Origin of the sequence: Actinomyces sp. S6-Spd3 (assembly GCF_000758755.1) — a bacterium.
In the GTDB taxonomy this organism is placed as follows: domain Bacteria; phylum Actinomycetota; class Actinomycetes; order Actinomycetales; family Actinomycetaceae; genus Pauljensenia.
The window spans coordinates 1-24561 of the sequence record NZ_JRMV01000196.1 but is presented as its reverse complement, the minus strand read 5'-3'; the positions used below and the strand labels follow the sequence as shown (position 1 = coordinate 24561).

15 protein-coding genes are annotated in these 24561 nt (G+C 58.3%); 10 read left to right on the top strand and 5 right to left on the bottom strand.

What is annotated here, in order from left to right:
- Positions 1-4 precede the first annotated feature (4 nt).
- Both HMPREF1627_RS01215 and HMPREF1627_RS01210 read left to right on the top strand, forming a co-directional pair.
- A complete protein-coding gene (locus HMPREF1627_RS01215) occupies positions 5-358 on the top strand; it encodes a hypothetical protein (protein ID WP_158705795.1) in 354 nt (117 codons plus the stop codon).
- Positions 359-379: 21 nt separating this feature from the next.
- Positions 380-2188: an alpha/beta hydrolase gene (locus HMPREF1627_RS01210; protein WP_052040779.1), complete on the top strand. Its 1809-nt coding sequence runs from the start codon at positions 380-382 to the stop codon at positions 2186-2188.
- Between the two features lie 5 nt (positions 2189-2193).
- Here the strand turns inward: HMPREF1627_RS01210 and HMPREF1627_RS01205 are convergent, their stop codons facing one another.
- Both HMPREF1627_RS01205 and HMPREF1627_RS01200 read right to left on the bottom strand, forming a co-directional pair.
- The gene (locus HMPREF1627_RS01205; RefSeq protein WP_034500422.1) at positions 2194-3588 is read right to left on the bottom strand and encodes a hypothetical protein; all 1395 of its coding nucleotides are present in this window, start codon (positions 3586-3588) and stop codon (positions 2194-2196) included.
- Positions 3585-4976: a hypothetical protein gene (locus HMPREF1627_RS01200; protein WP_034500421.1), complete on the bottom strand. Its 1392-nt coding sequence runs from the start codon at positions 4974-4976 to the stop codon at positions 3585-3587. Before HMPREF1627_RS01200 ends, HMPREF1627_RS01205 begins: the two co-directional genes overlap by 4 nt.
- 167 nt (positions 4977-5143) lie before the next feature.
- Between HMPREF1627_RS01200 and HMPREF1627_RS01195 the strand changes: the two genes are divergently transcribed.
- The 5 genes from HMPREF1627_RS01195 (at position 5144) to HMPREF1627_RS01170 (ending at position 15806) form a co-directional block, all read left to right on the top strand.
- Entirely contained in the window at positions 5144-9115 is a 3972-nt protein-coding gene (locus HMPREF1627_RS01195; protein WP_034500420.1) for a type VII secretion protein EccC, read from the top strand.
- 160 nt (positions 9116-9275) lie between these two features.
- Positions 9276-9614: a hypothetical protein gene (locus tag HMPREF1627_RS01190; protein ID WP_034500419.1), complete on the top strand. Its 339-nt coding sequence runs from the start codon at positions 9276-9278 to the stop codon at positions 9612-9614.
- Positions 9611-12481: a hypothetical protein gene (locus HMPREF1627_RS10680; RefSeq protein WP_234305186.1), complete on the top strand. Its 2871-nt coding sequence runs from the start codon at positions 9611-9613 to the stop codon at positions 12479-12481. The genes HMPREF1627_RS01190 and HMPREF1627_RS10680 overlap by 4 nt, the downstream gene beginning before the upstream one ends.
- 171 nt (positions 12482-12652) lie before the next feature.
- The gene (locus HMPREF1627_RS01175) at positions 12653-13000 is read left to right on the top strand and encodes a hypothetical protein (protein ID WP_034500418.1); all 348 of its coding nucleotides are present in this window, start codon (positions 12653-12655) and stop codon (positions 12998-13000) included.
- A gap of 1 nt (position 13001) precedes the next feature.
- On the top strand, positions 13002-15806 hold the full coding sequence (locus tag HMPREF1627_RS01170) for a putative T7SS-secreted protein (protein ID WP_034500417.1): 2805 nt from the start codon (positions 13002-13004) through the stop codon (positions 15804-15806).
- A gap of 110 nt (positions 15807-15916) precedes the next feature.
- Here the strand turns inward: HMPREF1627_RS01170 and HMPREF1627_RS01165 are convergent, their stop codons facing one another.
- The 3 genes from HMPREF1627_RS01165 to HMPREF1627_RS09945 all read right to left on the bottom strand — a co-directional run bounded on the left by HMPREF1627_RS01165 (position 15917) and on the right by HMPREF1627_RS09945 (position 19062).
- On the bottom strand, positions 15917-16207 hold the full coding sequence (locus tag HMPREF1627_RS01165) for a YciI family protein (protein WP_034500416.1): 291 nt from the start codon (positions 16205-16207) through the stop codon (positions 15917-15919).
- Positions 16208-16315: 108 nt separating this feature from the next.
- Positions 16316-18196, bottom strand: coding sequence for a hypothetical protein (locus HMPREF1627_RS01160; protein ID WP_234305185.1), 1881 nt, complete (start codon positions 18194-18196; stop codon positions 16316-16318).
- Between the two features lie 83 nt (positions 18197-18279).
- Positions 18280-19062 carry a hypothetical protein gene (locus tag HMPREF1627_RS09945; RefSeq protein WP_052040778.1) on the bottom strand — a complete coding sequence of 261 codons (783 nt, stop codon included), beginning with the start codon at positions 19060-19062 and terminating at the stop codon, positions 18280-18282.
- A 155-nt stretch (positions 19063-19217) separates the two neighbouring features.
- Here HMPREF1627_RS09945 and HMPREF1627_RS01150 point away from each other — a divergent pair, with 155 nt between their 5' ends.
- The 3 genes from HMPREF1627_RS01150 to ppdK all read left to right on the top strand — a co-directional run bounded on the left by HMPREF1627_RS01150 (position 19218) and on the right by ppdK (position 24501).
- Positions 19218-20072 (top strand): PP2C family protein-serine/threonine phosphatase, encoded by an 855-nt coding sequence (locus tag HMPREF1627_RS01150; protein ID WP_052040777.1) that lies wholly within the window; start codon positions 19218-19220, stop codon positions 20070-20072.
- A 17-nt stretch (positions 20073-20089) separates the two neighbouring features.
- Positions 20090-21640, top strand: coding sequence for an FHA domain-containing protein (locus HMPREF1627_RS01145; protein ID WP_034500414.1), 1551 nt, complete (start codon positions 20090-20092; stop codon positions 21638-21640).
- Between the two features lie 149 nt (positions 21641-21789).
- Positions 21790-24501 (top strand): pyruvate, phosphate dikinase, encoded by a 2712-nt coding sequence (ppdK, locus tag HMPREF1627_RS01140; RefSeq protein WP_034500413.1) that lies wholly within the window; start codon positions 21790-21792, stop codon positions 24499-24501.
- The last annotated feature ends 60 nt before the right edge of the window (positions 24502-24561 follow it).

Genomic DNA, 24561 nt, shown 5'->3' with positions numbered 1-24561 from the left:
CGCGATGGCTGTAATTAATTGCGTTTCAGCGGAGTATGACTCGGCGTCACAGGATCTCAGTAATGTGGCGTCTGAGCTTCAGTCGGCACAGATTAATGATTTTTCGGAGGTTGTTCAATCTGCGATGCCGGGTGCTTCCCGATCAGTCGCGGCAGCTTCATCCGCTGAATCGCGTTTTCAATCTCTGCTTATTACCCATTCGAAAGCTCTCTACGAACTTGCCAGCGCAGCGAAGGCTGCAGGAGTGAACTTGCAACTCACCGAGCAGCAGAACACCCAGGCAGTGGGGAATAGTCGAAGCATGGTTGTCAGTGGTAGTTCAAGTCATCGAACCGCCCAAGTTCTTGCGGTCGCCTGAGGTTTGAGGAGAAGAGACGAAATGCCTACGTGGTCAGAAATTCAACTCTGGAAAGCTGCGACTCTCTCGAGTTATGTCGACACTGTGAGTTCGAAGAAGCAGACAATTGATCAGCAGATCGCAACACTCCAGGCGCGTCGCACCAGTTTTCAGGGCGAGGGGCAAACCGCAGATGCACTGCGTAATGCGATGAGTACAGCACATAAAGAGTTGAGCAACCTTGCAGAAGAGTTGCGTCATGTACACATTGCGATTACGCAGGCAACTAGTCGGGTGCAGCAAGTTGAGTCATTAGTTGCGAATGCACTGTCAAGCGCTTCTGCGAGGCACTGTACTATCAGCGACAGTGGAACAGTCACGTGCACCTTCGGCCATGACTTCTCGGTGAGGCACAAGCTCGAGTCTGAGGTCCAATCTATGGTCCGTAATGCAATTCGGGCGGCAGAGCAGGTTGATAATGACTTCCGTGCGCTTTTGACGAATGTCGGGACTGCGCGGACGGCTCCGGCATATCGAGCGCGGGGGACTCATGCTTTATCAAAAGCCGAGGAAGCTGCTTTTCCGAAGATGACGCCACAACAACGTGCGGATTACTGGTCTCAGCAGTCTGACGAACAAAAGAAATTTCTTTGTGATAACTACCCTGACCTTATCGGTAATGCGGACGGTGTTGAGGCATGGGCGCGAGACCGCGCGAATCGCCGTAGGCTACCAAAGCTCAAACAAGCGGCAGAGACGGAGAAAGCTAAACTCGAGCGAGACATAGCAAATGCAGGAGATAATACAGCTCTCAAGGCGGATTTAGAAGAACGTCTAACGAAGGTTAAGGCTCGATTGGACGCCTACAAAAAAATTGAAGAAACAGTTATAGGTTGGGGTCCTATTGATCCTAACGTTAAAGACGGAACGCAGGTAGGCTTCTCCTCTACATACGGAAAGCAGCGCCCGGGGTATCTCTCGCTCCTAACCCTCCAAGAAGAGAACGGACGCGTGCTAGCTGCCGTGGCCCAAGGTGACGTCGATCATGCAAAGAACGTTGCCACCGTCGTGCCGGGTATCGGAACGACGGTTGAGGGTGGTCTTCAAAACGAAATTAAGCGGGGTGCGAACCTGCGCAGTGCGGCAGCTGCAGAAGGCAATATCGATACAAAAGATGTGGCAGTGGTCTCATGGCTGGGATATGAGGCTCCTCCGGCACCTTCTAAAGATCTTGGAGAAGATCTCAAGATTGTGACAATGGACTTGGCTGAAAAGGGATCGGATAAACTGGCCGGTTTCTTAACAGGAGTGAATGCGTCTCGCATGTATGGCGCAGGGGATGCAAATATGACCTTGTTGGGCCACTCCTATGGCTCAGTCGTTTCGGGAAGAGCAACGACAAAGATTGCAGACGGCGTCGTTGACAATGAAATATTGTTCGGCTCTCCTGGAATGGGAACCTATGATCCCTCAGAAATACACGTTCCTGAAGGACGTCGTTTCGTATCGGGTGTTCCAAAGGGAGATTGGGTCCAAGGTGCGAGTGACGATCGAGGAGCGTACTACTTAGGGTTAGGCATTCTGGCGCCACCGCTCATCCCAGCAGTAATCGGTGCGGGGAGCGCCGCAGAGTTGTACGGGGTTGGTCAGCTCGGTATGGATCCAATGAATCACGACTCAACTTTCATTCCGATTTCAAGCGATGCCACAGGATCCTACGCGTATGCTGATGGGCTGTTTGATGCAGGATCCAAGACGGTCTTGAGAAATCACAGCGTCTACATGGACCCAGGTACTGGAACACTCCGCGACATGGGTCGCATTGTTGCGGGTGGAAACCCGAAGCCGTAAGGCTGTTATCGACTAACCGACAGCCTGCGCTCACCCAGCAAGAGCACGGTCCCAACCGGGACCTTGACGCGCTGCCCACGGGGCAGCGGCTGGGTTGAGCCGTCGGGCGCCTGCAACCGCGTGCCATTCGCCGAGAAGGTGTCCTCGATCCACAAAGCCTCGCCGTCGGCGGGCGCAACGCGCAGGTGCGTGCGCGAAAGCGAACGCGTCGAGTCCGCAATCGCAATGGCCTGCGCGTCCGCAGGAGTCTGCTCGGGTGCGCGCCCCAGAACAATCTGAGCATTCACCTCAATGCGCTGCCCATCATCAACAATGATCGCCAGCGTCGGTGCCGAGGCGAAAGACGGCCTCGGCGCGGCCTGCTGCGGTGCGCTTGCCTGTGGGGTCGGCGCTTGGGGAACCTTCGGCATTGCCGAGGCCCCGCCATGCCGCGCGGGAACAGCGGGCCGCGCCGGTGGAACCGGCTGCTGAACGGGCGCCGAAACAGCAGGAGCAGTCATCGAAACAGCTGCGCCCGTAGGCGCGGGAGCGGCAATCGGTGCTTCCACCGGTGCCCCGGTAGGAGTCGGAGCGGGCATAACTACCGGATCTGGCGCAGCCACAGGCGCTACGGGCGGAGCAACCTGGACCGGCGCAGTCGTAGGCGGAGCCATCGGAGCGGGCGAAGGCGCAGCAACTGAGCCGGGCACGGCCTCGGGAGAAGCAGAAGGACCAGCCCACTGATGAGCAGGGGAGGGCGCAGCAACTGAGCCGGACACGGCCTCGCTTGCGGAAGTTTGACGCAAGGCAAAAACAGCCTCAGACGCACTCGAGCGGCTCGCGCGAATATCGAGGTTCCCCATGCCGCACACGCGATCAACCCAGGTCTGGCCATCTCGAGCAATAGCCCACGTGATTACCGGTCCAACGACTGTTACATGCAAGAGCAACATGATGAAGCTATGCGCACTCTGCCTGCCCAAACCCGGTGCACGGTCAAACTCCACCCCGCGCTCGGTGGGAGTTGGCTGCGTAGAAATAGCAGCGATCTGCATAGCAAAAGCACCGGGAGTACGCCCCGAACGCGCACGAATAAAAGTCCCAATAATCCACAGCTCGCAGGCAACAATCACAACAACCGGCAACGAGGGATACACCCACCAAGCCAGGGCCGTCAGCGCCGCAAAACACACCATATCGATCAGGTAAGCAGCCGCCAGCGCGCCACCGCTCGCAGGTGCCGAGTAGCTGCGCGGTGCCGCAGCGGGCGCGGAAAAAGCCCCCGGCTGTCCCGGGAATCCCATGGAAGCAGTGAAATCAGGCTGGCCAGGGTAGCTCGGCTGTCCGGCAAAACCCATCTCGTCCACGCCCCTTGCCTGGGAAACAGGAACCTGAACCGGAGTAATACGAAGCTCGCTCATGATGCCACCTGTCGAATGAGGTCAAAGAGGTCCGCAGCGAAGAAAGAAGCCGGGAAAATAACGGTCAATGAAAGCGCCTGGAAAATATCAGCAAAACGCCCGATCAAAGGCGCATGGTCCTGCTCGGCGCGCATGCGAGTCCACATGAGCGACACACAGCCCAGCACGACCAAAGCGGCCGCAGCATAAGCATTGCCAACCAGGCCTCGGGACGCGGGAGAAATCAACAGTGTCGCAAGCAAAATCAGCGCGCCCACGCGAGGAACCACGCGCGAGGACGCCCAGCGGCGCTCGCGGGGAACCACAACCAAGGCGATCACCGAAGCGCAGACCAACACGAGGCACGCGATCTGCCGCGTCGAATGAATTCCAACCATCGAGTAAATGACCGGCGCACCGACGAAGATCAAGCCCAAGCCCACGTACTGCACCAGGCGTGTGCGTGAGGTCGCGTCGGTGACCGTGCGGTTCACGCGTCGACCCGTGATACGCGAGGGGGAGGGGACCTCGGGGGAACGGACAGTCGGTGCCGAAGTCGTCACCAGCGGCATGTCGAGCAACTGCGTGGCGGGAATCCGCACCGACAGGCTCGGCGACGCAGTAATCGCGCAAACGGCGAAAGCAATAGCAAAGGGGGCAACGCGATGAAGAGGCGCATCAAGGAAGGTCAAAACCGTCGCGCAACCCGTGAGAAGCCCCCAGCTCACTGCGTGTGCACTGCTCAGGGGAGTGCTGCGCCACAGCCACAGGCCAAGCGCCACGCCGGTCGCACCCCACAGGGGGAAGAGGAGCGCCGCAACCTGCGACATCGTCATGATCTGCGAGGCCTCGGCGTAGATTCGCGCGTTGCCCAGCGCTGGCAGCAGCCCAAGGAAAGAAATCCCCGCGCTCAGCGTCCACGCACACAGCAGTCCCGCGTTGGTGTGGACTCGGCGCTGGTAGAGCATGACCAGGCACAGCACCAAGGACAGCGCACCGACCGTGAGCGTCGCCCACCAGGGAAGGGACAACTTCGTCGCAAAACGGGGAGCAATGAGCGCACAGAAGATCAGGAGCGCATCCATCGCGCAGGCAAGAAGACCGCAGATGGTGAAGACCAGGGACGGGCGGAACCAAGGGTCGGAGGTTCTCTCGATCGCGCGCTGCTCTTGAATCTGGCGCTCGCGGCCAGAAGTGATGGAAATAAGGACGCCTTGGGGGAGATCCGTTCCCAGAACGGCTCCCAAATTTAAAGCGCGACCATCGGCTCCGGTGATCTGAAGACTCGGATCAGTTGAATCGATATCGAGCATGGACAGAAGACCAGTAACTGTTGTCCCCAAAGGAACAATGAGATCTTGAGTACCCGAAGCATCGGTGACAGTGACTGCCGCCTGTTTGAGAGCCACGCCCCCTCCTTCACTTCGGTATCACCCGGATTTGGTCGTCAATTCTGTTCAAAAGTCACCATTCAGACTACCCGACGAAACAAGCACCATGCCACGGGCAGCCCAGCTACAAGCTAGGATACATACAGATATGAACAAAAACGGGAGATTGAACTCCAGGAGACTGTATGGCCGTCAATGAAACGGAAGCCCCCGAGCTCCCCAGCGGTGAAATCGCTGTCGAAAAACCGCCCAGCCAAGTTGAGGCTGGGGGAATGGGCTCGATCTTCGCGACCGTCATCCCCATGATGGGCTCGATGGGTGTCATGGTGATCATGGCGCTCACGCAAGGGCAGAACACACGCATGCTCTTAATGGCCGGCGGCATGGTCTTCATGATGCTCTCCATGGTCGGTTTCAACATTTACCGCCAGGTCTCCCAGTATCGGAACAAGCTCAACTCCCAGCGCCGCGAATACCTCTCTTACCTCTCCGAGACTCGCACCAGCGTGCGCAACATCGCCGCGAAACAGCGAATCTTCATGCAGTGGTACCTTCCCGAGCCCGATGCCCTGGTGCTCCTCGCCGAAGAAGGATCGCGCCTGTGGGAACGCGAAGTCGGCGACGAGACGGCAGTTTCGACTCGCGTGGGCACATCCGATCAGGAGCTCGCAATGCGCCTGGTTGAGCCCGATATCCCGCAGATGGCCAACCCCGACGTCGTGTGTCACTCGGCCATGCGCCGCTTCCTCGACGTTCACCACACGGTCGAAAACCTCCCCTTTAGCTTGGATCTTGGCCAGTTCTCTCACGTGGAGGTTGCCGGTGACGCGGAGCTTGCTCGCGGGGAAATCCGCGCACTCTTGTGTCACTTGGCGGTCATGACGCCGGACGCGGCCTTGAAGATCGCGGTGCTCACCAGCCCTGAGAATCTCTCCCAGTGGGAGTGGATGAAGTGGCTTCCCCACATCCGCTCCGCCGAAGTGACCGACGCCCTGGGTGGCGCGCGCATGGTGTGCACGAGCTACGCCGAACTCGAGCAGCTCCTGGGCGAGGAAATGACGACCCGAGGCCACTTCCAGCCTCGAAACGACGCCAGCCCCTGGCCGCACCTCATCGTCGTCACCGACGGCCTAGAACTCCCCCCGGACTCCCACCTGGGCTCCATCGAGGGCTGCGCGGGCGTGACGATCATCAAGGTCCTCACCTCGTGGGGAATGTTCGCTTCCCCCACCGGCGTGCGCCTGCTCCTTCACCCGAGCTCGGACGAGCGCACCCCCATGGAGATCCTGCTCCTGGAAGCCAAGCCTGTGCTTGCCAACGCGGACTTCATGGGTATTCCGCAGGCCGAGGCCGTGGCCCGCCGCCTGACTCGCTTCCTGACCGCTGGCGGCAGGGATGCGGCAACCCCCGTTGGTAAACCCGACCCCAAGCGTTCCCAAGACCTCATGGAATTGCTCAATATCGGAGATATTCGCGATTTCGATGCCGATCACCAGTGGAAGCGCAGGGTTGGTCGTGACCGCTTGCGCGTACCTTTCGCGGTGACCCCCGAGGGCATCCCGGTTGTCTTGGACATCAAGGAAGCCGCCCAACAGGGTATGGGTCCCCACGGCCTGCTGATCGGTGCGACCGGTTCAGGTAAGTCCGAAGTGTTGCGTACCTTGGTCTTGGCCCTGGCGCTCACGCACTCTCCCGAACAGCTGAACTTCGTTCTGGTCGACTTCAAGGGTGGCGCGACCTTTGCGGGCATGTCTGATCTGCCCCACGTCTCGGCCATGATTTCGAACCTGGAATCGGAACTGTCCCTGGTTGATCGTATGGAGGACGCTCTCCACGGTGAAATGGTTCGCCGCCAGGAGATCCTGCGCGACGCGGGTAACTACGCCAACGTCACCGATTACGAAGAGGACCGTTTGGCCGGGAAACACAACTATCCCGTGCTTCCTGCGCTCTTCATCATCCTCGACGAGTTCTCTGAACTCTTGACCGCGAAGCCCGACTTCGGCGAACTCTTCGTCGCCATTGGTCGTCTGGGCCGCTCCTTGTCGATCCACATTCTGCTGTCCTCGCAGCGCCTGGAGTCCGGCAAGCTCAAGGGCCTGGATTCGCACCTGTCCTACCGCATTGGTCTGAAGACCTTCTCCGCCTCTGAATCGCGAGAAGTCCTGGGCGTAACGGACGCCTACGACCTTCCTCCCTACCCGGGTTCGGGCTTCCTCCAGCCGGGTACCGACCAGCTGATCCGTTTCCGCGCCTCCTACGTCGCAGCCCCGCCGCCGCCTCGTAGCGTACTGCCCAGCGCGCAGGCCGAAACTGCGCGTATCCGCCTGCTGCCTTTCTCGCTGGGAGAGGTCCTGGATGAGACTCCCGAGGATGACGTTCCCGAGGGCGGCCTCGTTGCTCCCGGCGACGAGCGCTGGGAGGGGATGACGGAAATCGACATCGCGGTGGCGCGCATGAAGGGCAAGGGAATGCCCGCCCACCAGGTGTGGCTCCCGCCCCTGGATGTCCCCGAGACCATGGATTCGCTCATGCCGGACCTGGCCGTGGATCCCGAGCTCGGCCTCATTTCGCACGAATGGCGCGCGAAGGGACCGCTGCACATTCCGCTCGGTATTGTCGACCTTCCCCACGAACAGCGCCGCGAAACCCTGGAGTACGACTTCTCCGGGGCCGGCGGTCACATGTCGATCCTCGGTGGTCCGCTTTCAGGTAAGTCCACCGCCTTGCGTTCTGTTGTCATGGCGCTGTCCCTGACGCACACGCCGAAGGAAGTGCAATTCTTCGTCATCGATTTCTCGGGCACTTTCGCGGCTTTCGAGGGCGCAGCCCACATCGCGGGCGTTGCTTCCCGAGACGACGAGGACATCTTGAACCGTATGGTCTCTGAAATTGAGGGCATCATCGAGGACCGCGCCGCCTACTTCCGTGCGAACCGCATCGACTCCATGGCGACCTATCGCCGAGGCCGTGCACAGGGACGCTTCGACGATGGCTACGGCGATATCTTCCTGATCGTCGACGGTTGGGGAACCCTGCGAAGCGACTTCCCCGATGCGGAAGACCGCATTCGCCTCATGGCTGAGCGCGCGCTCTCCTTCGGTGTCCACTTCATTGCGACCGCGTTGCGCAAGATGGACTTCCGTCTTCAGATGCAGGATATTTTCGGTTCGCGTCTTGAGCTGCGCATGGGTGATCCTTCGGATTCGGAGTTCCGCCGTGAAAAGGGAAGCAAGGTCCCCGAGGGGCGCCCGGGTCGCGGTCTGTCGATGACGGGTCACCACATGCTTGTTGCCTTGCCGCGCGCCGATGGGATCCATGATCCTCAAACGATCGGTGAAGGTGTCGAGGCGACCCTTGTTCGCATTGCTTCCGCGACCGAGCTTGGTCCGCGCCTGCGCCTGCTGCCTGAGAAGATCACAGTCTCGCAGATCGAGGCCATTCACGGTCCGCAGAAGAGGATCGTTCTGGGTCTGGAAGAACGCCGCTTGAAGCCGTGGACTTTCGACCTCGACAACGAGTCGCACATGTACGTTTTTGGCGATGCGAAGTGCGGAAAGAGTTCCTTCTTGCGCAACCTGGGCAATCAGGTCTTGGCCAAGCCGGGAAGCCGGCGCGCCATGCTGGTCGTTGTCGATGTTCGCCGCTCCCTTCTGGGCGAGTGGAGCGAACAAGACATGCCGATGTACATCTCGAACCGTGATGAGATCTTGGGCAGCATGGAGGCGGTTGCCGAGCAGCTGCGCATGCGTCTTCCCGGACCGGACGTCACTCCCGAGCAGTTGCGTCAGCGCAACTGGTGGAAGGGGTCAGAGGCGTGGGTCCTGGTCGATGACTACGACTTGATCTCTACGGGTGGTTTGAGTGGTTCGCCGCTTGCGCCGCTGATTCCCTTGCTGTCTCAGGCGCAAGACATTGGTTTCCACCTGGTGATTACTCGCCGCATGGGTGGTGCTTCGCGCGCAGCCTACGAGTCTGTTTTGCAGGCCCTGTCTGAACTGTCAGCAACGGGCATCATGATGTCGGGTAACCCCTCAGAGGGCATGGTCATTGGCCGCGAACGTCCGCGTATGCTCCCCAAGGGCCGAGGCCTGGTCGTCTCGCGCGATCAAGGAACCTTCTTGGCGCAGATGGCGTGGGATGAGCCGCGAGCCTAATAGCCAGAATTTTCTGCTGCTTTCTTAGTCTTGAAACGCGGGACTCCCAGCGAGTTTGATGTTTTAGATGGTAACTTGTCGCCTGGTAAGTTCGCTGACCGGGCAGGGTTTGCGCGTTTCACGTGCTGGTGTGGCCGGTCACAACGGAAAGCTGTGAACTGTGGCAGATAAGATCACTTTCGACCGCGAGGCGATCGGCGTCGTCGAAAAGAATCAATGGCAGGATGCTGACTCTCTAGCGCAGATTGGTGCGTCTGCGGGACGCATCTCTTCATCTGGTGTGGCCGTTTCTCTTCCTGGTCCTGGCGGCTCGGGTCCGCAGGAACTCACGTCTGCTGTGGATGCCTTCAATAAGGCAATGTCCATGGTCATTCTCGAGTATTCGGATGCGGCGTCAAATCTTGGGTCGGCCACAAAGGGCGCGTCAGCGAATTTTGACAGTACCGAAAAATACAATCAGGAACGCGCTGCTAGGCTCGGAGTGGAGTGGGATAAATGAGCATTGATCTTCGCCCGGGCGCAACTGCCCTTGAGTCTCCCAAGCCTGTACCAATGGCACCGGAGGTTGCATCCCACTGGACCGCAATTAGTACGGCTTTAACGCAGACTCAGGCTGTTCAAAACGCCTCGATTCCCCCTGAATCGTGGACCGGCAAAGCTGCAGATGCGGCTTCCGCTGAAATCCAGACATTGGGTGGGAAGCTTTCGGATCTTGCCGGAGCTTTCCCCGGTCCCGCGAATTCACTGAAAACCTGGGAAGATCGCAATAACCAGGGTATTCAGACGATCGAGGGCCTCCAGCAGCAGTGGGATGATGCAATTACAACCTACAAGCAGAGGATGGCCGAGATTAAGGCGCAAGCTGACTCGGACAAGGAATACAATCCTGCTCCAGATCGCAAGGCAGCACGTGAGACTCTGTCTTCTGCGCAAGCTCCGCTGAAGAAGTCGTATAACGACGAAATTCACCAGCTTGATGAGGCTGCAAAGACGGCTGCGACCGCAATTCAGAAAGCTTCGGATGACAAGATCTCGCCCGATGCGGTGAAGGGTGGGCGTGCTGCGGTCGGTGCTGCACTCTTCGGTGCTGATATGCCTATTTCCGATGGTGCCGCGGAGTGGGAGTATGCTCGCGATCACGCACCCGATATGCGCGACGATATTGAGAAAGCAGCAAATTCTGATAAGCCTTTGACCGAGGAGCAGGTCAAGAAGCTTCAAGAAAAATGGGGCGATAAACTGCAGAACCCTTACTGGGTCCAAGCTCTGGCTGACGCTTACCGCGCGAAGCACGGTAAAGACGCAAACTTCTCCGATGTGCTCAATAGGCTGGCGATTAATGCGGCGGGCACACCTCAAGATGAGTACGACTCGGGAGGAACACGTAACCAACTGATGGCATCAGTTGGCAGCGCTATGGTTCTTGCGACCGGTGGTTTCGATGCCAGTGCAGGGGCTATTGATACTAATGCGGCGTATCAGACAGTAAGGGCTGGTCTCCGTGGCGTTGATGGTACGACGACGATTGCTCAGATGGAAGCGAACAATATTGCTGACTTCAAGGAGACTGGAAGCCAGTCTTATGAGCGCTTCCCGGGGCAAGGAGCCACTGCGCAGTTCAACGGCTTTGACGTCTTTACCCAATTGACGGGATATGCTGCAGCGAAGAATCCAGACCTCACTTTGGGCGCAGGGGTTTACCATGCCGCCCCGGGGGAGACTTCTCTTGCGTCCGACATTATGGCCTATGATCATCAAGCTCAACGCGGCTATAACTCCCTGTATGGGGGTGTTGCTGATGACGTTTCGCGTTATTCGTTGATTGCGATGACGAAGGACGATGCTAGCGCTCGTGGTTATGCTCTGGACCCGATGCAAAGCCTGTACATGCTGTCGGATACTCCCGATGCCTTGCAGGACGGAGCTGGGCCCGCGTCTATGCAAAAGGCTGAAACTGCCAGGTTGATGTATTTGCGAAGCTTCCTCGATGGGGATACCCCCTTCGATGTTGACCTTCCTGATGGTGCGGGTAAAGATGGACCGATTAATGTCGCTCGTTATCTGACTGGTAATCGAAATCAAGGTGGACCCGGGGCGTTCCTTGGAACCGTCGATGGGGGCGATGCGCTTGGCAGCATGCTGAACGATGCCTCTAATCCTCACACTGCTAGTGCAGCTGAGCCCGTGGCCGGTGATTTCCCTGACGACCCGGATCAGAAGCAGTTTAAGGCTGCTCACGATATTTGGGAACGTGACGCTCGTGCGCGGCCGACGATCGCGGCGAATACTATGGCCGGTTATCAGGATGGCCTATCTCGCGATAACTCTGGTGGATGGGGTAGCGGGGTCGAAGATAAGACCAAGCAAGGTGAAGACATTTACGGCAACCACAATTCGCGCTTGCGTTCGTGGATGGGATCGATTATTTCGCCTTACGCAGCTGATTTGGCCGATCAGATGCACAATAACTCATCGACTGGAATGCAGGCTGGATCCCGAATGGGTGAAAATCACACGGCGCATATGCGTTTCAGTCGAGACATGGTCGATCGCTTTAAAGGACCGGGTGGTTTGCTCCAAGACCTTGCCTTTGACCAGCCGGAAGTTATCAAGGACAGCCATTACGATAATGGCAACCCCTTGGACGATAGGTATGTGGGTGGGCGTATGCCGGCCCTGAAGGCAGTTCAGGTTGCCGCCTACACCGGTTACATGGACGGTGTTGCTCAGGCGATGGAAGAGCCAGACTATGGCGTTCGTATGTCAAGGGTTAACCGCACTACTGACATCTGGACTGAGCTGATCCAGGAAACCTTCGATGCGCACTCAGACAAGAACGTGGAAGTCGCACGCGCACTTGATAAGTCAAACGAAGAAGCGCGTAAGATTGTCGATTTCATTGTCGACAAGGGATCAGACTATGCGAGTAGTAAGGTTCCCGTTGGTGGAGACTTGCTGCAGCATGCGATCAAGTCTGCTGCTGGTGCAGGTGAAGACGCATGGTGGCCGACCGATAATGAGTCAAAGGTTTGGGATGAGGGACGCCACGATACAAACAAATCTGCACACGAGCTTATGCAGCGCGGTCTGACGCGCGCGATGTATGACTCGCCGCATTGGACTGAGCGTGGAGGCACGGTGGATGTGTCGCCTGGTAGCCAAGGACTGGCAAATAAGGGCTTCTCATTCGTTAAGCAGGACGGCACTATCAAGCCTTATGACTCGTTAACTGACGACGAGCGCGCAACAGTTGATGGTTACTTCAAGGGAATCGATAGTGATTTCCATGATGTTCTTGATCATCAGTATCAGGTGCAGCAGGATGCCGAACAAGATGGAGCAGTTTCGCGTCCGAAGGGGAAGTAAGGCAAGCTAGCTGCCAATAAGCTGTGCGAATTCTGGTTGGTGTTGCCTGTGGGATTTTCCTGCAGGCAACACCCTTTTTAGTATCTGTTAAGGTTGAAATGTTATTCTTTAACGGTAACTTGTGACCGATGGTGATCCGCGCTGCGCGTGTCCGAACATTGAGAGGTTCAAATGACGAATATTAGCTTCGATCGCTATGCTCTGGGCATTGCGATGAAGAGTCAATGGACAGATGCTGAAGATCTTGGACAGGTCGGCGCAGCAGTGGGCAAACTTAATACATATGGAGTGGCGGTTGATCTCCCAGAGGGGGACAACGCTGGCGTTGCCGCGCTACGTGCAGCTCTGGATAAGTTTCGTGACTATATGAGTATGGCAGTTCTTGAGTACTCTGATGCATGCTCGCTTCTTGGCTCTGGTATTGCCAGTTATTCTGAAGATGCTGATTCAACAGAAACATACAATCGTGAAGCAACGCGTACAGCAGCTTCACGTCTAGGCGTGGGGGAGTATTTCTGATATGGCTGATGTAAGAAGTGGGGCGGAAGCCCTTCCGCAGGTCCCTCGAGTTGCGATGTCCGCAGAGGCAATCGCCACTGATATCAATCGGCAAGGTACTGCAATTGGTAACACACAAGTGGCTCAGAACAGATCCTTGCCGCCTGAAGAATGGACAGGAGCAGCGGCCGATGCGGCCTCTACTGAGATTCAGAAACTCGGCGAGAAGACCGTTACTTTGTCAGAGGCGTTCTCGCCAGCGGCAACCGCGCTTAATGAGTGGGGTAGTGCGGTAAATTCTGCAATTTCCGACGTTACGGGGCTGCAGAATGAATGGGACAAGGCAGTTCAAGACTACAACAAGGCTATCGAAGAAGCGGATGCTGCTTATGAAGCTCATGGCCCTGGAGTCCTGCAACCGTACTTGTATGGCGGTGGTTCGGACATGTACCGGGACTCGAATGGGCTACTGCGTTCGAGAAGTGCTGACCGCGATGAAGCCTATAATAATGCATCAGGGGTACTTACAACGGCGCAAGACGATATCCGTGCACGCTATGTGAAACGATTGAACGAGTTGGATGACGCCGCTCAAACTGCAGCCGACAATATTAATGCTGCTCGTGAGCCAATAGTCTCCGATGAAGCGGGCGCTGGAGGGCGAAGTGTGGTAGGCGTTAATCTTTTCGGCTCAGACACCCCTCTTCTGGCTGGCGCGGAGCAATGGGAGGATGCTCAAGTCCAGGCCGAACAGATGGCTGAAGTACTGAAGAACCAGCCAATGACTGCGCAAGATATTAAGGAGTTCAACGAAAAATGGGGCGATCTTCTTGAAAACCCGTTCTACGCTTATGCGTTAAAACAGCGAGTGTCTACTGACGAGCTCTATGCAGCAGTGCTTAATGCCGGGACTTTAGCCGGTCAGGACCCTAAAGATCCAAGCTATACCTTTAATAAAAATCTTGGTACAGCACTCGCACTAGCGACAGGTGGTGCTAACCTATCTGACAGTAATCGAGAGAATCAGAAGATATTCGATACTGTTTCGGGCGGACTAGTCGGTGAAAACGGTCAGAGGATCGATGGAACAACTCAGCAGACTCTGAACGAGCTGAAAGAAACTGGACGGAAGCAATTCGCCCCTCCGGGATACGATAACGCTACCCCTGAATTCACGATGGATGGCTACGACATCGCAGGCCAGATTATGGGCCAAGCAGGGCGTGAAAATACATCACTAACTCTGGGGCCTGGTTTCTATCATGATCCACTAGATCCAAAACCTGACCCTGATCACCCGGAACTCCATATTAAGTCGGTATTTGAAGATATGGTTGCTTGGGATTACGAGGTTGGAGCAGGTTCTCGCGCTACAGAAAACTACACGGGATCTGCTTGGCGAATGAATTTAGTCCCGTACGAGCATGGTAATAGAGACACCATGGGTTATCTTGATCCGCTCCAGAATATTTTCACTTTGTCAGATACCCCTGATTATCTGCACGGGAACTCGGATGACGTACTACAACAATATGAGGATAAACGTCTTGCTGCGTTGAGGTACGTGCTTGCCTCTGACGGTCCTGAGGATGAGGGTGGGATCGAGGTTATCCAGCCCTCAAAATCCGGGAAGATGAATATGACACGCTATCTCACTGGTTGGCGAGGCCTAGCAGCGAACGGAGGGTTAGCCTATATCGATGGAGGAGATGCCTTTGGTGATATGGTCAACGACGCTTCCGCACGGACCGCAAAACCATTATCTCCGAGTGATCCAGGCTATCTTGAGTGGCAAGCTGATGACCAGCTAAGGGCGCGGGTTGCAGAGAATTTCCTCGGTGGTTACGAAGACGGCCTCAACCATAATGCGGATAAGACATCGACCGGAGAAGATGTATTCGGGAACTCTAACCCGAAGCTCCGATCTTGGTTGGGAACCGTTGTCGCCCAGCGTGTTGATGATCTGGCGTATTTGTCTAATCAAGCGAATTTTGTGGGGATGGATACTGGTCATTCGATAAATCCTCAGAGCGGTTACTCAATGATGAACCTTTCGGCGGAGCAGGTAAGGCAACTCTATTCAAAGACTGGTTTCTTAGCGGACCTCACGCATGATCGTGCCGCTTATCAGAATCTATCCGATGCTGCATGGATGGGGTATTCGACGGAGGTTCGAAACCTCGTTGGCGCTGACTATGGCTCGAATGGGAAGGACTGGATCAATAACTTCAACTCAAATACTCAAGGCTGGGATATTTTGATCAATGGCATTGACACTGCACCGACAGATGCAGGTACTGCTTTGACCGAAGCTGAGCAGCGGACAAATGCCGAGCACCGAGCGGCGATCGATTTCGCCTTGTCTGTGGTTCCCGTTGATAAAATTCCCGTTGTTGGTCCTGGGCTCAGTGTGGCAAAGACCTTTGCTGAGGGTATTTGGAAAGATCCGCTGTATGAAAAGTATCTTCCGACGGAATTTAGCGCGGAGGATATTCAGCGGCGTGCCGATGCCGAGTTTAAGGTGGATGCGGAGATTGGAGAAAAGCTGAACGCAGAAGTGAAATCAGCGTTCATGGCCCGTTCGGAATGGCCGAATACTGCAGGAATGTCGAAAGAAGAATTACTGGTGGAGTTCGCTAAACAATATCCGGATGATGTTAGGGAGGATGGCTCTGTACCAGCATATAGCCAGATGACATCTGAAGAACGAGGACACCTGCGCACATTCCTTGACAGTAAAAATATCTCGAGTTTTGCTGAGCTTACTGGAGCAAACGCTGAAAATGCCAAAGCAGCAAATACCTTTGTGGAGAACTGTAGAAAATAACGAACCACAAAAAGGTGGAACCTGTGGGGGCGAGTGGTCTTAGACCCCCCCGCCCCCACAGCTTCTTGCTCATGCGTTGAGTGAATAGCGCTAGCCCTGCTACTCCTGTTTTACCCCTCCGCCGGAATACTCCCGATCACGGGGTTCCACTCACGGGGGATACGCTCGGCGATGAAACCGACCTGATTAAACGGGTCGGCTTCCAAGAGCTCCAGAGCGCCGGCAGCATCCTCGGCGCGCACAATGATCAACGCATCATGCGTACCGGTGTAGGGGCCTGCCGCAATCAGACGGCCCTTGGCTGCTAGCTCGCCATTAAACGCGCGGTGCGTGGGGCGGATCTCGGCCATCTCCTCGTCACGGTCAGTGACGTAGTGGTATTCGACAGTGAAAACCTTCATTTTTCCTCCTCCATAGGGAAACACACTTCACGATATACCGACGAAGTTCTCGACGGGAAATGAAAAGGGGCACGAGACTTCAGTCTCGTGCCCCTCACGTTCATTCTCTTACCACTGGTCGCCCTGATCGCGTGCGGCAACCGGCTTCAATGCAGCAGCACTACCAGCCGAAAGCCCAGCGGCCACAGGAACCTGCTCCTCAACGCCATCCACGCGAACGGCCTTGAAGCCCGCCAGCGCCTGGCGCTTTGCGCGCTCCTTCTCTTCCTTCGAAGCAGTAGCAGCAGGAATGCCACCCAAAGCACCACGTCCCATAGCCGAAGAAGCCGCGCGTCCAGCCGAAGCTCCGGCTGCCGCGTTTCCGCCAGCAGTTGCGGCGCTGCCCTTCACACCGGTAGAAGCCGATGAGCTTCCCGCCTTCGCAGCGGAAGCAGCACCCTTAGCAGAAGCAGCCGCTCCTCCCTTTGCAGAGGAGGCACCACCGCGCGTAGAGGCAGATGCCGTGCCCTGAGCGGTCGTTGCCCCGCGAGAACCTGCGCCAGCAGTCCGTGCACCAGCCGCCGCCGAAGTTCCCTTCGCGCTGCCTGCCGCGCCCTTTGCTCCGGCAGTTCCAGTCTTCGAGGCGCTCGCAGCCGAGCCTGTTGCCCCGGTTGCTCCCGTCGTACCGGTAGCCGCACCGCCGGCAGGACGGATGCTCGCTGCAGCGCGTGCGCGCGCTGACATGGTCGCAGCGCGGTTCGTTGAAGCAGCCCCGCCCTGAGCCGAAGTACCTGCACCAGCAGCCCCGGTAGCACCGGGAGCGCCAATTCCACGCGGGAAACCAGAACCCGTCCGAGCAGCACCAGTTGCCGGCGGAGCGCCAGCATTGGCAACTCGAGCTGCGTTACCCCAGTTTCCAGCCTGGGCAGTGCCACGAGGGGTCAGAGCGCCTCGTTCGAGATCGTTGAGCACTCGCGAAACCATGTTCGAAGATGACAGGCGTGCACTGGTCGACGGCGCAAGCTGGCCACCCGCCGGGACCGTCCCGAACTGGGACGAGGCAGCACGAGAAGCAAGAGCACCCATGGAGCTCCCGACCGAGGTCGTCATGCTTGACATTCGACCAAGGCCAGCCAGAACGCCGCCCGTTGAAAGAGCGCCACCCGTAATAGCCAGGTTCTTAGAACGAGATGACTGCCCGAAAGGATCGTAATCATCACGCCAACGGGGATCATTAGCATCGGTGACGGGAGCAGGGATATGGCCGCCAACAGGGCCATCTGCCGTCATGTACCCGCCGACCGGCATGGTCGTCACGTCCACTCCCGCCAAAATGGAGGACGAGGGGGAGACAGAGGGAAGCGTGGTCACTCCAGCAATTGGGCCGCCGGTGGCAGCTGAAGGAGCAGCTCCACGACCCGACGGGCCTCGCCCAGCAGGAGCGTTGTTCCCAGCCGAACCATTGTTGTCGGGTGCGCCGCCGGAATTCTTTGCAGCATTCGCATCCGCTGCCTCTTGCGAAAAACCAGACGAGGCTGAGTGGACGCCGCTGTTCATAGTATCCAGAGCTGCCTGAGCAGCAGCTTCACGCTGCGTATTGCGCTGAACAGCAAGGTTCTCGAGGTACTCGCGCTGAATCTCGGCAGCATTGGGCTCTCCGCCAGCGAGATGCCGGGCGGCTGCGTAATCAGAGGGGTGAAGAAGCTCTGGGCTCAGCGTTCCATGCGTGGATTTGGCAGTTGTCATTGCAGCGCGGGCTTCGGTGTGCGCAGTGCTTACTGCCTGCAGGCGAGCCTCAAGGGCGTCCAATTTTGCATGGAAATCAGCGACCCACTGTGTCATTGCCGCTTGAGTAGCACCCTGGAGTCCGGTGTTTTGCGTGAAGGTTGTGCACGACTCCCGGATTGAGGTGATTTGCGATTGAACCTTTGAAATCATCCCGGCATCAGGGTCGGAGTAATCGAGTTTGGAAACGTCCGTCAACCGATCGTAGAGGGGTGACGCAGGCATAGAAACCATGAGATGTCTTTCTGAAGGGAACGAACAAGATTAAGCGGAGCAGCCTCAATGATGAATACGTCAGAAAGGCATATTTAGTGATACAAGTTCTGATCGATAGGCCCGGGCAGATTCACACCGAAAGGATCGTCTGGCGTCGACGACGTTGGCCAAGCAGGTGTCGTTGGCACTGAAGAAGGCGTCGGGCGCGCGAGCATCGGAGGAACTTGCGGAGTGCTCTGAGAAGTAGACCAAGGATTCGTCCCAGCCTGGGGACCGCCTTGTCCAGTCAAAATCTGGGTTCCAGCTGCTGCAAAAGCTGCCGCCTGAGATTGGGGTGTCGGAGCAGTCGAAGGTGCGGGGGCGGCCGCAGCAGAAGTCGTGTTGCCGGAAGGTAAGGTGACTCCGGCCTGTTGGGCAATGTCTGCGACAGTCGCCTTCCCAGAGAAGAAAGACACGATTCCTTGCGCCATCCCCTGAGAAATCATAGCGGCGCCGGTTTCAGTCGCAGAAACCTTCGATGCTGCGTCATATGAATCAAGGATCTGCTCAGTGAGATACGTAACTGCCTCGGTACTTGAGAGCTCGTTTTCTGAAAAGTTCTCTCGGGTCTTCGTGACACCGCTCAGGAAGGCGATGAGGTCCGTATTGCACTGAGTGACCTGTTTCTGCATGTCAGAGATGGACTCTGTGTATTGTTGGCGCGCCGAAACAGGCCCCTCCTCAACTCCCCACTTTGAGGATGTCTGGGTCAAGCTGAGAGAGGAGAGTTCGGCAGGAGCTTCGTGCGAGAAATCGTTTCGAGAATCATCAAGATTTTCCTGTGACGCTTTCAGCATCTGTTCGACCATGCCGACAACGGCATCATCTGCGGCCATAGGAACTCTCTTTCTCCCATGTGCGACCCGGAAACGGGAAGCTCAACCTTACCTGGCACCTGAAAACACGCGTTTTCGTTCAAAGGTGCACAAGTCCTTCGATATATGGGATTATTTTCGCGTAAAAGAGAACGTACGTCAAAGGAGGTTGCACTGTGGACCTTCCTCTCTGTGGGACCGTGATCCGCACCGTGTGGGGTGCGACCAGTGACATTGGCCCCGTACGTTCCTCGAACCAAGACTCCTGGCTCGTCCAAGAACCCCTCTTCGCCGTCGCAGACGGGATGGGCGGAAACACCGAGGGCGAACTCGCCTCGACAACCGCGCTGGAAGTCCTCTCCACCGCACTCAGTCCCGAGGCCCTCTCCGCCATCGACCCCAACCCTGCCGAGCTGGTCGACGCGATCCGCGACGCAGCTCAGGCTGTGGCCTCGTTAGGGGAGGAGGGAGACCCCGCGGCCCCGGGGACCACGCTCTGCGGGACTCTCACCATCGACCAAGACGGCCCCCAGTGGTTGACCTTTAATATTGGCGATTCGCGCGCTTACCTGATCGCCCAGGGCAGCATCGTCCAGCTCACGACCGATCACTCGGCCCTTCAAGAAGCAAAAGAATTCGCGCAGCGCACAGGCGCAGACCTTGTTCTTCCCCCTTCGAATGTCATCACTCGAGCGCTCGGCGCCGCAATGCCCGAGCTCCCGCAGGCCGACTACGTCCTCACTCCCATGTGCGAAGGCGACCTTGTCCTGGTCTGCTCCGATGGAGTCCACGGAGTTCTGAGCAACGAAGACATCCTCGCCGCGGTCAGTGACGATGCTTCCCCGCAAGAAATCGCAAACGCCTTGGTTGACCAGGCCTTGGCTGCAGGCACTCGCGATAACACAACCGCTCTTGTCATCCGTGCACAATCGGTTGTGGGAAGCCGCTACGATGGGGACATACGCGCGAGCGTGCGTCCACGTATCCCAGTGAGGCCCCTCCCGGTCACGACGGCGCGCCGCGCCCGATAAGAGAAAAGAGTTTTTCCATGCTGCAATTGGGCCGCCATGCAGTTCGCGGCAACGGTGGGTTCATCGTTGCCGGACCCCTCGGCTTTGCCTTGGTTCCCGCTGAGCTCGCCGATTCCGCTCAGCGCCTTGTCAACGATTCAAACGAGGACTTGGCAACGTGGGTGAACCACGCTGCCAGCACCGGACTGCCCTTTGCTCACATGGATCTGCGCGGCGCTGTGCCGCTGCTCTCCCTTGGTGGAAGCGCGAACGTGCGCGCCGTCGCCCCCGGCTACGAAACCCCCTTCACCTGGGGCGGCCCGCTGTCCATGTGGGAGTTTGTCCCCGGCGAGTGGACCATCATGGACATCGCCTTGTCCTCCTTTGACGATTCCCAGCAGTGGGTGCACTTTGCGGATACAGCCGCCGAGGCCAGCCAGGTCCGCGTCGGTTACCCCGTCGAGCCTGAGCTCTCTGCAGCCCCCGCATCCACTCACGAGGCCGCGCCCGAGCCCGTCGAGGAAGCTCCGCAGGCGCAGGAAGAATCCGTTGAGCCCGCCGCTACCCCTGAACCCGAGGCCCAGCAGAGTGTGTGGGAACCCATCGCTGAGCCCGTCGTCGAAACCGCCGTTGAGGAGCCCGCAAACGAACCGGCTCCGCAGTACCTGTGGGCACCCGAACCCGAGGCGGATAACGCCCAGAGCGAGGACGCCTCGGACTTTGCAGCAGGAGCCCAAGTCGCCGCGACGCAAGCTGTGCTCTCTCCCGCAGCTGCACCCGCCTACACCAGCCCCGAGGCCCTAGAAGCAACCATCACTTCCGAAGCTTTTGCTGCAATGCAAGACGCTGCAGCGCAGGAAGCTGCTGCTCAAGAGCCCGCCGGCGCCGAAACCTACGCGGATGCTCCGCAAGTGGAAGAGGCTGCTGAATCCTACGAGCACGGCCAGTCGGTTGAACAGGCCCCCGAAGCGACTGAAGTTCCCCAGGAATTCCCGGTCGCTGAAGAGGAACAAGCCCCGGTGGCTAGCGAAACCCCGGCGCAGGTTGAAGCAGAGCCTCAGGCGGAAGTGGTGGAAGTGACGGATGTCACCCCGCAGGAAGCCCCGGTTGTTGAGGAAAGCCCAGCTGAGGCCTCGGCAGTCGAAGAAAACACGCCGGCGGGGCCGCTCGCACCCGCCTTCGAACTCGACAACGCGGACACAGGGGCAACCGTCCTGCGCCGCGTGAGCGACGACTCCGCTCACACGAGCGTCGGATACCTGGTCTACGCGGGCGCCGCGCCCGTCGAACTCACCCACGATGTCATCTTGGGTCGCGACCCCAACGCGCGCGTCCTCACCGGTCGCCCCGCCGCAACCGTCATGCGCGTGCCCAGCCCCGCGAACGAAATCTCGCGCTCGCACGCCGCGGTCATGCCCAGCGGATTTGGTTCTTGGATGCTCATGGACTTGGGAAGCGCCAATGGAACGCTCCTTCGCAGCTCAAACGGCAACGTTCAAGATGTGCCTCCGCGCGTCACTGTGGCACTCAACGATGGTGACGTTATTGACTTGGGAGAGAACGTCTTGGTCGAATTCATCGTCCGATAAACGCTGACCATATTCTGAACGGGCCACCTCGCGGGATTCCGCGGCGTGGCCCGTATCATTTGGAGGGCACTTTTCCATTAGTTACTATGTGAATACACAGGGACCCGAGGACGGGTATCCCCCCAAAACAACGGAAGTTGAGGGACCAGATGGTCAAGTATGTATATGACTTCTCCGAGGGCGACAAGTCAATGAAGGACTTGCTCGGAGGCAAGGGTGCGAACCTGGCGGAAATGACGAAGCTCGGTCTGCCCGTTCCTCCCGGTTTTACTATCACCACCGAAGCATGCCGCGTCTACCTGCACGACGGCACTGCCCCCGAGAGTCTCGATACTGAAGTGACCGTCGCCCTTCGCAAGGTCGAAGAAGAAATGGGCCGCAAGCTGGGCGATCCCAAGGATCCGCTCCTGGTCTCCGTCCGCTCGGGCGCAAAGTTCTCTATGCCCGGCATGATGGAAACTGTCCTCAACATCGGCCTGAACGACGAATCCGTCCACGGCCTGGCCGAAGTTTCCGGCAACGAGCGTTTCGCGTGGGACTCCTACCGTCGCCTCGTCCAGATGTTCGGCAAGACCGTTCTGGACATCGACGGAGACCTCTTCTCTGACGCGCTGGACAACATGAAGAAGGAACGCGGCGTTAAGGGCGATACCGAGCTCAACGCTGAGGACCTCAAGAACCTGGTCGATATCTTCAAGACCATCGTCTACGAGCAAACTGGCGAAGAATTCCCGCAGGATCCTCGCACCCAGATGGACATGGCCATCGAGGCAGTTTTCCGCTCCTGGAACACCGAGCGTGCTCGCATCTACCGTCGTCGTGAGCGCATCCCCCACGACCTGGGCACCGCAGTCAACATCTGCACCATGGTGTTTGGCAACATGGGCGAAAACTCCGGCACCGGCGTGTGCTTCACCCGCGACCCCTCCACCGGTCACTCGGGCGTGTACGGCGACTACCTCGAGAACGCACAGGGCGAAGACGTCGTTGCAGGTATCCGCAACACCCTGTCCCTGGCCGACCTTGAGAACATCAACAAGCCGGTCTACGACGAGCTGCGCGGAATCATGCACAAGCTCGAAACCCACTACCGTGATCTGTGCGACATCGAATTCACCATCGAGCGCGGCAAGCTGTGGATGCTCCAGACCCGCGTCGGCAAGCGTACCGCTGCCGCCGCCTTCCGCGTCGCCGTCCAGCTGGTCGACGAAAAGCTCATCACCCGCGACGAGGCCCTGGGCCGCGTGACCGGTGACCAGCTCACCCAGCTGATGTTCCCGCAGTTCGACTCTTCTGCTTCTAAGGAACTCATCGCTCGCGGTATGGCCGCCTCCCCGGGCGCAGCCGTTGGCCGCATCGTCTTCAACAACGCTCAGGCCGAGGCCTCGGCAGCAGCAGGCGTCAAGTGCGTGCTGGTCCGCCGCGAAACCAACCCCGACGACCTGCCCGGTATGGTCGCAGCCGAGGGCGTTCTGACCGCCCGCGGTGGTAAGACCTCCCACGCCGCCGTCGTTGCGCGTGGCATGGGCAAGACCTGTGTCTGTGGCGCTGAAGCTCTCGAGATCGACGCCGAGGCCGGAACCGTGACCGTCGCAGGACGCGTCCTGACCGGTGAAGACGTTATCGCCATCGACGGCCAGACCGGTGAAATCTTCCTGGGCGAGGTCCCCGTGACCGACTCCCCGGTGACCACCTACCTGAGCCACGGCCTCGAAGCTGGCCTGGCTGCAGCAGCTGGCGACCCCGGTACCTCCGAACTGATCGAGGCCGTCCACCGCATCCTCACCCACGCCGACGAGGTGCGTCGCCTGCAGGTTCGTGCCAACGCCGACACCCCCGAGGACTCGCAGCGTGCGCTGGAGTTCGGTGCGCAGGGCATCGGCCTGTGCCGTACCGAGCACATGTTCCTGGGCTCGCGTCGTCCGCTGGTTGAGCGCGTCATCCTCTCCGAGGAAGGCTCTGCTGAGCGTCAGGAAGCATTCGACGCCCTGGAGAAGCTGCAGAAGGAAGACTTCCTGGCAATGCTCGAGGTCATGGACGGCAAGTCGATGACCGTGCGTTTGATTGACCCGCCGCTGCATGAGTTCCTGCCTCAACTCACCGAGCTCGAGGTCAAGGTTGCACTCGCAAAGGCCGCCGGAACCGTTGATCCCGCGGATGAGGAAATGCTGGTCACCGTGCGTCGCTTCCACGAGCAGAACCCCATGCTGGGCCTGCGTGGCGTGCGTCTGGGCATCTACCTGCCTGGCCTCTTCGCCCTGCAGATGCGCGCACTGTGCGAGGCCGCCGCTGAGCTGGTTGCCCATGGCAAGGACCCGCGTCCCGAGATCATGGTTCCGCTGGTTGGCTCGGTGCGCGAGCTCCAGCTGATCCGTGAGGAAGGCGAGCAGATCATCGCCTCGGTTGCCGCTGACAAGGGCGTTGACCTGTCCGGCGTGACCATCGGCGCGATGATCGAGCTGCCGCGTGCGGCCATGACCGCCGAGGATCTGGCTGAGGAAGCCGACTTCTTCAGCTTCGGTACGAACGACCTGACCCAGACCGTGTGGGGCTTCTCGCGCGACGACGTCGAGGGCGTGTTCTTCCCGCAGTACATTGAGGGTGGCATCTTTGGTGTCTCGCCCTTTGAGTCAATCGATGTTCACGGTGTTGGCACGGTTGTGGCCGAGGGCGTGCGTCGCGCACGTTCCACCAAGCCGGATATCAAGCTCGGTGTCTGTGGTGAGCACGGTGGCGATCCCGCATCGATCCACTTCTTCCACCAGGTTGGACTCAACTACGTGTCCTGCTCGCCGTTCCGCGTGCCTGTCGCACGTCTGGAGGCCGGTCGTGCAGCCGTCGAGGATCACGTCGCACTGTGATGTCTGAGATGAACTGACACTGGTCTGAACCGGTCCGCCTCGCACGCATAAGCGTGCGAG

Excerpts from the sequence above, each read along its gene's own strand:
- HMPREF1627_RS01210 (WP_052040779.1), top strand. The coding sequence starts at position 380 with ATGCCTACGTGGTCAGAAATTCAACTCTGGAAAGCTGCGACTCTCTCG.
- HMPREF1627_RS01145 (WP_034500414.1), top strand. The coding sequence starts at position 20,090 with ATGCTGCAATTGGGCCGCCATGCAGTTCGCGGCAACGGTGGGTTCATC.
- HMPREF1627_RS01215 (WP_158705795.1), top strand. The coding sequence starts at position 5 with ATGGCTGTAATTAATTGCGTTTCAGCGGAGTATGACTCGGCGTCACAG.
- HMPREF1627_RS01170 (WP_034500417.1), top strand. The coding sequence starts at position 13,002 with ATGGCTGATGTAAGAAGTGGGGCGGAAGCCCTTCCGCAGGTCCCTCGA.
- ppdK (WP_034500413.1), top strand. The coding sequence starts at position 21,790 with ATGGTCAAGTATGTATATGACTTCTCCGAGGGCGACAAGTCAATGAAG.
- HMPREF1627_RS09945 (WP_052040778.1), bottom strand. The coding sequence starts at position 19,062 with ATGGCCGCAGATGATGCCGTTGTCGGCATGGTCGAACAGATGCTGAAA.
- HMPREF1627_RS01165 (WP_034500416.1), bottom strand. The coding sequence starts at position 16,207 with ATGAAGGTTTTCACTGTCGAATACCACTACGTCACTGACCGTGACGAG.
- HMPREF1627_RS10680 (WP_234305186.1), top strand. The coding sequence starts at position 9,611 with ATGAGCATTGATCTTCGCCCGGGCGCAACTGCCCTTGAGTCTCCCAAG.
- HMPREF1627_RS01195 (WP_034500420.1), top strand. The coding sequence starts at position 5,144 with ATGGCCGTCAATGAAACGGAAGCCCCCGAGCTCCCCAGCGGTGAAATC.
- HMPREF1627_RS01205 (WP_034500422.1), bottom strand. The coding sequence starts at position 3,588 with ATGAGCGAGCTTCGTATTACTCCGGTTCAGGTTCCTGTTTCCCAGGCA.
- HMPREF1627_RS01160 (WP_234305185.1), bottom strand. The coding sequence starts at position 18,196 with ATGCCTGCGTCACCCCTCTACGATCGGTTGACGGACGTTTCCAAACTC.
- HMPREF1627_RS01175 (WP_034500418.1), top strand. The coding sequence starts at position 12,653 with ATGACGAATATTAGCTTCGATCGCTATGCTCTGGGCATTGCGATGAAG.